3 protein-coding genes are annotated in these 2,431 nt (G+C 40.8%); 2 read left to right on the forward strand and 1 reads right to left on the reverse strand.

Annotation, left to right across the window (positions count from 1 at the left end):
* Positions 1-300 precede the first annotated feature (300 nt).
* Together H8730_RS17140 and H8730_RS17145 are read left to right on the forward strand one after the other, a co-directional pair.
* A complete protein-coding gene (locus H8730_RS17140; protein WP_249290267.1) occupies positions 301-900 on the forward strand; it encodes a helix-turn-helix domain-containing protein in 600 nt (199 codons plus the stop codon).
* A gap of 159 nt (positions 901-1,059) precedes the next feature.
* The gene (locus tag H8730_RS17145; protein WP_249290268.1) at positions 1,060-1,608 is read left to right on the forward strand and encodes a hypothetical protein; all 549 of its coding nucleotides are present in this window, start codon (positions 1,060-1,062) and stop codon (positions 1,606-1,608) included.
* A gap of 374 nt (positions 1,609-1,982) precedes the next feature.
* On the opposite strand, the gene H8730_RS17150 is transcribed toward H8730_RS17145, so the two are convergent.
* A complete protein-coding gene (locus H8730_RS17150; RefSeq protein ID WP_249290269.1) occupies positions 1,983-2,288 on the reverse strand; it encodes a hypothetical protein in 306 nt (101 codons plus the stop codon).
* Between the last annotated feature and the right edge of the window lie 143 nt (positions 2,289-2,431).

A 2,431-nucleotide genomic window follows, 5' to 3' on the forward strand; every position in this document is an offset into this window, starting at 1 on the left:
CCCTTTTTTACAGTTTGCAATCCCTTTTCCTCTTTTTCTGTCTCTGTTTCCACTTATTTCTGCCTCTTTTTTAGCTTTCCCAGGCTTATTTCCACTACGTTTCTCATAGTAACTCCATCTCCGTTTCCTCTGTGGGACTTACTTTGGGAATTTATGATTTTTTACTAAGTGCTTAATTGAATCTGGAAAGTCTACTTTTTACAAGGAAGTAGAAATAACTCTTTCACAAAAGTAGAAATAACTTTTTCATAAGGTTATACTGGTAAGAGGTGGCCTGCCTGCCAAAAGGAGGCATTCCATATGAAAGATGATACCAGCAGATATTGGAAACACCTAACCCTTCAGGACAGGTATGATATCGAAGAGGGGTTAAACAACTCCCATACCCTGGCCAGTATTGCTGAGCTATTGGGAAAAGATCCATCCACCATTTCAAAAGAGATCAGGAAGCACAGGATAGGAGATTCCATCCATACATCCAGAGGGAATGACTGCGCTCTTAGATATCGGTGTCTTGTAAAACATTTATGTTCAGATTGTCTTCGGGATATTGGATGTCGTAGTTGTCGGAAAACAGAGTGTAAGAACCATTGTGACAGATACCAGTCAGATGCCTGTAAAAGTATTTCTCGTGCTCCATACGTCTGTAATGGATGTAGTCGTGTTTACGAATGCAAAAAGCCACATTTTTATTACCGGGCAACGGCAGCTCATACTGCTTATGTGGAGCAACTGAAGGGAGCCAGGGAAGGGATTGCCCTGTCACGTCAGCAGCTTTATGAATTGGATTGTCTTTTGACACCGCTTCTTAAGCAGGGACAGTCTATTTCCCACATTTATGCGGCTCATGAAGAAGAAATTCCCTGTTCCATTAAAACAATCTATAACTATATTGATTAGGGAATATTCACTGCACGGAATATTGACCTTCCGAAAAAAGTAAAATACAAGCCGCGGAAAAAGACCAGAAAAGAGCCGGGGATAGACTATGCATACCGAGAAGGAAGGACTTATCAAGACTTCCAGACATGGCTTTCAGAACATGGAGACAGTAATGTTGTGGAGATGGATACCGTACATGGTCCGCGGATAAGTGGAAAAACCATGCTGACGATGCTTTTTCGAAGCAGCAGCCTGATGCTGATTTTTCTCTTGGAGGAATGTAGCCAGAGGTGTGTATGTGAAGTATTCGAATGGTTAGCAGGCCTATTGGGCACGGAGGGCTTCAAAAAAAGTTTTCCAGTAATTCTTACAGACAATGGGCCAGAATTCAAAAATCCAGCAGCTTTAGAGAGGGACACATCAGGAGCAGAACGGACAAAGATTTTTTATTGTGATCCTCTTGCGTCCTGGCAAAAGGCCCGTTTGGAGAAAAATCATGAATATATACGGAAGGTAATTCCAAAGGGCCGAACACTGGAAGCATTTACCCAGAAAGAGATGACATTACTGGCCAATCATATCAATAGTACAGCAAGAGCCAGTTTGAATGGGAGGTCTCCATTTGAACTGGCTCAGTTATTGAATGCGCCGGAATTGTTGTCGGTGCTTGGCTTAAAAGAGATTGGGCCAGACCGGATAATACTAAAACCGAAACTGCTGAAGTAAAAAGCAGATTTTAAACCTGCAGGCAGGCACTATTTCATGAAAAAGTAAAATCTGGCATGTGGAATTTACTTTTTCGAGGAATTTTCCAGATGCCTTATTTGCGTGTTTGAAAACAATGGAAACAGAACTGATTTTGAGGTGGTTATTACTGTTTTACAAGAATGTGAAAGAATAAAATCCTCAGAAATAGAAGTAAGCGAAAGAATGAGAGCAGTGGATATAAAATGGAAACTTGATTTTCATTCAAGGTTTTTTACTAAGTACTTTACAGCTCGCTGTTGGGTTTAACGCCTCTCGGCAGCCCTTCTTATAGGGAAATAAAAGAAGCAGATTGTCAGATGACAAAGTGCTTCTTCGATATATGCAAAATTTAATTACCGGCTGCTATCGCTGCTGTTCATCTCTCCGCTATCGTGGCCTGCGCTATCATCTCCACTGTCTGGCAGCATATCATCGATTCCTTCTTTGATATCGCTTCCAAGATCATGGATGCCATCGCTGAGATCATTTAAGCCATTGCTGATGTCATCGCCGAGGTTGGTGCTGTGTTCAGAGCTCTCATTTGTAATGTTACTGTTCGAACCATTATGAGAGCTATTGTTGTCTTTATCACCTCTGCACGCTGTTATAAGTGTTACGCAAAAGATTAGGGCGATTGCTATGCTAAGATACTTCTTCATTAAGGTTTCCTCCTATAATAAAATGGTAGTGTCAAAAACTACCTGTTTTTTTGTTGCAAAATCTAATAAAAACCTTGATTTTAAGGGAAATTTGCTATAAAAAGAGCATTGACCTCCCTTTTCTGGTATAATGTCTATCGCCA

Origin of the sequence: Bianquea renquensis (genome assembly GCF_014384895.1) — a bacterium.
Taxonomy (GTDB): Bacteria; Bacillota; Clostridia; order Lachnospirales; family Bianqueaceae; genus Bianquea; species Bianquea renquensis.

Coding starts and splice junctions, on each gene's coding strand:
- H8730_RS17140 (WP_249290267.1), top strand. CDS start 301: ATGAAAGATGATACCAGCAGATATTGGAAACACCTAACCCTTCAGGAC.
- H8730_RS17150 (WP_249290269.1), bottom strand. CDS start 2,288: ATGAAGAAGTATCTTAGCATAGCAATCGCCCTAATCTTTTGCGTAACA.